This is a genomic window from Pedococcus sp. NPDC057267, from assembly GCF_042668795.1.
Classification (GTDB): Bacteria; Actinomycetota; Actinomycetes; order Actinomycetales; family Dermatophilaceae; genus Pedococcus.
In genome coordinates, this window is sequence record NZ_JBHUYG010000163.1 from 1 (window position 1) to 4,485 (window position 4,485).

Annotated in this window: 6 protein-coding genes; 1 reads left to right on the forward strand and 5 read right to left on the reverse strand. The window is 71.6% G+C overall.

The window, feature by feature from the left end:
- Window positions 1–431 precede the first annotated feature (431 nt).
- Window positions 432–764, forward strand: a complete 333-nt coding sequence (locus ACFUC1_RS20195) for a hypothetical protein (RefSeq protein WP_379123032.1) — start codon at window positions 432–434, stop codon at window positions 762–764.
- A gap of 260 nt (window positions 765–1,024) precedes the next feature.
- On the opposite strand, the gene ACFUC1_RS20200 is transcribed toward ACFUC1_RS20195, so the two are convergent.
- The 5 genes from ACFUC1_RS20200 to lepB form a co-directional block, all read right to left on the reverse strand.
- Window positions 1,025–1,951, reverse strand: a complete 927-nt coding sequence (locus tag ACFUC1_RS20200) for an ATP-binding protein (protein WP_379123034.1) — start codon at window positions 1,949–1,951, stop codon at window positions 1,025–1,027.
- A complete protein-coding gene (locus tag ACFUC1_RS20205; RefSeq protein WP_379123036.1) occupies window positions 1,948–2,322 on the reverse strand; it encodes a YraN family protein in 375 nt (124 codons plus the stop codon). The genes ACFUC1_RS20200 and ACFUC1_RS20205 overlap by 4 nt, the downstream gene beginning before the upstream one ends.
- 96 nt (window positions 2,323–2,418) lie before the next feature.
- Window positions 2,419–2,736 (reverse strand): DUF2469 domain-containing protein, encoded by a 318-nt coding sequence (locus tag ACFUC1_RS20210; RefSeq protein ID WP_310155408.1) that lies wholly within the window; start codon window positions 2,734–2,736, stop codon window positions 2,419–2,421.
- Window positions 2,733–3,548 carry a ribonuclease HII gene (locus ACFUC1_RS20215; protein WP_379123038.1) on the reverse strand — a complete coding sequence of 272 codons (816 nt, stop codon included), beginning with the start codon at window positions 3,546–3,548 and terminating at the stop codon, window positions 2,733–2,735. Before ACFUC1_RS20215 ends, ACFUC1_RS20210 begins: the two co-directional genes overlap by 4 nt.
- A 1-nt stretch (window position 3,549) precedes the next feature.
- Window positions 3,550–4,485 (reverse strand): signal peptidase I (gene lepB / locus ACFUC1_RS20220; RefSeq protein WP_379123040.1); only part of this gene is annotated, 936 nt, incomplete at its 5' end.

Below are 4,485 nucleotides of genomic sequence, written 5' to 3' on the forward strand. Positions count from 1 at the left end.
CGGCGCTGGCGCGCCGTCCTCGCGCACCCCACCGCACCCCGGCCCGAAAGCCATTCCGCGCCGACCGCACACCGCGAACCGAGCCCCGCCCCCGCAGCTGCCGATGATGCGGCCGCCCTGGCATGCCTCAAGGGCGCTGCGCGTCACTCCGTGATGGCCTACGGCCACCCTTGACCCACACCAGCCCGACCGAACTCAGCCCATATGCGGGGACGGGGCACCTGCGGGAACCCTCCCCGCAAGGCGAACTCGTCGTCGAAAACGACAAACTCCAGGCACCCAACCGACCCATAGCCGGTCATGGCGTGTCCCATGTTTGGCGATCACTTCGCCAGTTCTGCTGCGCCTACGGCATATGTGGGACGTCGGTTGCTACTTTCGGCGCGCACGAGCAGGTGCTCGCGTTCTCCATGAGCAGGGAGGAAAGTCCGTTGAAGATCAAGCACGTCGCGGGGGTCGCGGCACTAGTGGCAGCCATGGCGGCAGGGTTGCCGGCTGCGGCGCAAGCCGCACCCAAGGGTCCGGAGCTCCACAAGGTGGGCAGCGTCCTCACAGACGCCCCAGTCCGCACTGAAGCCGAGCTGAATTCTTACGTGGCTTCGGACGCACCGAAGACCGCCGTTCAGGACCCCAAGACCGGCAAACTGACCAAGGTCACCACGGGCGCAACGGTGACGCCCATGATCGCAACCCGCAATCCGTGCGCCTCGACGGACCTATGCCTGCAGCCGGTTTCGGGCCCGTACGCGAAATACGGGTTCTAAGGCTCAGGCACCTTCTCCGGCACCTGGGCCCACCGCGACTACTGGTACACGGGTAGCTGGACCGGGAAGGTCAAGACCTCGATCGGACCTTGGACGGCGAACTGGATCGGCCCAAGGACCCCCGTGCTGTTCAACCCCACCGACGTCACTGTAGTCGTTGTCCAGATCCAGTAAACGCTGTAGCGATGGTTAAGCGGCCGGGTCCTCGACTCGGCCCCTTGGCCGTTCCCCGTCGAACGCTGATAGGGCTTCTGGGCACCTTAAAGAGCACTCGCATGGGCCTGGCTGATCGCGCCCGGACGCACGACGCCGCTACCGCCCCCGATGACGGCGGCCTGCGTGGCGCTGTGGTGCGGCGCGACGAACGGCGGCACCCCGGCGAGGTCCAGCTCGGCAGCCGTCACGCCGAGCAGGGAACGCACGGCCAGCACGTCGATCGACTGCTCGCGCGTCAGCCTGGGCATGATCGTGACGAGCCGCTCGGCGAGCATGGTCTTGCCCGACCCCGGCGGTCCCAGCAGGAAGAGGTGGTGACCGCCGGCCGCTGCCAGCTCCAGAGCGCGCCGCGGCTCCTCCTGTCCGACCACGTCCGCGAGGTCGGGCGGCGCCACGGGCCCGCCCACCTCCGGCGCGGCCGGGACCGCCACGCCCACCCGGACCGGGTCGCCCGGCGAGCACGCGGCATACGCGGCGACGAGGTCGGCGAGGTGCCGCACGGCGTGGACGCGCACGTCGGGCACGAGGGCGGCCTCGGCGGCGTTCTCGACGGGGACGACGACGTCGGTGCACCCGGCCCGCGCAGCGGCCAGCACCGCCGGCAGCACTCCCCGGACGGCCCGCACCGACCCGTCGAGGCCGAGCTCGCCCAGGTGGACGACGGGCCGTACCACCTCGGCGGGCATTAGGTCGAGGGCGGCCGCGACCGCGACGGCGATGGGCAGGTCGAACCCGCTGCCGTTCTTGGGGATGGAGGCCGGGGACAGGTTGACCGTGATGCGGTCCTGCTGCAACGACCGCCCGATGCTGGCTGAGGCGGCCTTGACCCTGCTCGGCGCCTGAGAGCAGGCGGTGTCGGGCAGCCCGCTCAGCAGGAACGCGGGCAGGCCGCCGGACAGGTGCGCCTCCACCTCGACCACTGCACCCGTCAGGCCCTCGAGCGTCACCGACCGGGTGGACCCGAACGTCACGACCCCACCCCCTGCAGGTGGCGCACGACCGCAGGGCCGACCCTCGGTCGCAGGATGCCGATGACGTCGATGCGCACCCGGTCGGCGTGCTGGTCGTGGGCCTGCAGCCAGGCCGCCGCGAGCCGCCGCAACCGTGCGGCCTTGCGCCGGTCCACCGCCTCCACCGGAGTCCCGAAGCGCTGCGAGCGCCGGGTCTTGACCTCGCAGAACACGAGGCAGTCCCCGTCACGCGCCACGAGGTCGATCTCGCCGTGCACGCACCGCCAGTTGCGGTCGAGCACCGTGAGCCCACACTCCCCCAGGTAACGCGCCGCCAGCCGCTCGCCGTACCTGCCGAGCGCTCGTCGCGGGTCGTCCGCACCGTCCGTCATGCCCCCAGCGTCCAACCCGCAGGGCACGCGCCGACAGGCCGCCGTCCCGCCCCTGTGGACGGCGCCGACGGTTCCGCCGGCCTGTGGACGAAGGAGCTAGAAGCCCTCGCCCTTGGGCAGCTCGAGGTCGGACTTGGCGAGCTCCTCGACGTTGACGTCCTTGAACGTCACCACGCGCACCTGCTTGGCGAACCGGGCCGGGCGGTAGATGTCCCACACCCACGCGTCCTGCATGGTCACGTCGAAGTAGACCTCTCCCCCGTCGGAGCGCACCTTCACGTCGACGGAGTTGCACAGGTAGAACCGGCGCTCGGTCTCCACGACGTGGCTGAACAGCCCCACGACGTCGCGGTACTCGCGGTAGAGCTGCAGCTCCATCTCGGACTCGTACTTCTCGAGGTCCTCGGCACTCATCCCGCGATCATCTCCGTGCTCGTCCCGGGGGTCGCCGGTGTGGTCGTCCCCGTACCCGTCTCGTCGTCGGCCACCGGCAGTCCCGCCGGGGCCACACCCTCATCATTGCCCGCCACCCCCGGCAGCCGCCACGACCGCCGGTGCAGGTCGGTCGCGCCGTACGCCTCGAGCGCCGCGAGGTGCTCCGGCGCGGCGTACCCCTTGTTCTCCTCCCACCCGTACGCCGGGTGCCCGGGGGCGGCGGCCACCATCAGGGCGTCGCGCTCCACCTTCGCCAGGACGGAGGCCGCGGCGACGGAGGAGCACTTGAGGTCGGCCTTGATCATCGTGGTCACCGGCGGGGTCGCCGGACCCGACTCGTCGGCGAAGGCGAAGAGGCCCACCTCGCCGGGTGCGGTGAGCCAGTCGTGGTTGCCGTCGAGGATGACGAGGTCCGGGACGGTGCCCACGGCGGCGAGGGCACGCATGCCGGCGAGCCGCAGGGCGGCGATGATGCCGATCTCGTCGATCTCGGCGGCCGAGGCGTGGCCGACCGCGTAGTCGAGCGCCCAGCGCCGGATCCGGGGCACCATCGCCACCCGGGCTGCGGGCGTGAGCAGCTTGGAGTCCTTGACGCCGGAGGGCGCGCTGCGGGACGTCTCGTCGATGAGCACCACACCCACCGTCACCGGTCCGGCGAGGGCGCCACGGCCGACCTCGTCCATCCCCGCCAGGACGCGGTGGCCGTCGCGCTGGAGCTGGCGCTCGACGCGCAGGCTGGGCCTGCGGCTGGTCGCGGGCTTGCGGGCCGCGGGGCGGCGTGGGGTGGTCACGTCAGCCACCCGTCCCGCCGTCCACCGTCCCGCCTCCGGTCGTGGGCGCGACGGTGCCGCCGGTCCCACCGGTGCCGCCGGTCCCCTTGGTGCCGCCGGATCCGCCGGAGTCGGCGCTCGGCGCCGGGACCTTGCGGAACGTCGACGAGGGGTTGGACAGCCAGGTCATGTGGTCCAGCGGCCAGACGAGCGCCACGGCGCGGCCCACGATCAGCCGCTCGTCGACCGAGCCGAGGCTGCCGTCGTCGGTGGGGGCGTCGTGGAACCGGGAGTCCGAGGACCCGGAGCGGTTGTCGCCCATGACCCAGACGCGACCGCGCGGGACGGTGATGTCGAAGTTCTGGTCGCTCGGCGACACGCCGGGCTTGAGGTACGGCTCCTTGACGGGCTGGCCGTTGATGGTGAGGCGGCCGCCGGCGTCGCAGCAGACCACGTGGTCGCCGGGCAGGCCGATGACCCGCTTGATGAGGTGGTTCTCGGCGTCGTCGGGCAGCAGGCCGATGAACATCATCGTGTCGCGGACGAGCGTCGCGACCTTGCCGTGCTGCTGCTGCACCGGTGCCTCGACCCAGTTCCCCGGGTCGCCGAAGACGACGATGTCGCCCCGGCGCAGGTCGAACGGCCCGGGGGTCAGCTTGCTGACGATGACGCGGTCGTTGACCTGCAGGGTGTTCTCCATCGACCCCGAGGGGATGTAGAACGCCTGCAGCAGCCACGTCTTGACGACGAAGGACAGGACGAGGGCCATCCCGACGACGATGGCGAACTCCTTGACCGCCGCGCCCAGGACGGCGAGGCCCCCGGCGGGCGTGTCGGCAGCCTCGTCGTCGCGATGGCGGCGGTCGCGTCGCGACGGGCGCAGGGCCGCCTCGGCGTCGTCCTCCACGGTGCCTGCAGACGGGTCGGTGTCGGCGACCCGGACCGGCTGCGTGTGCGC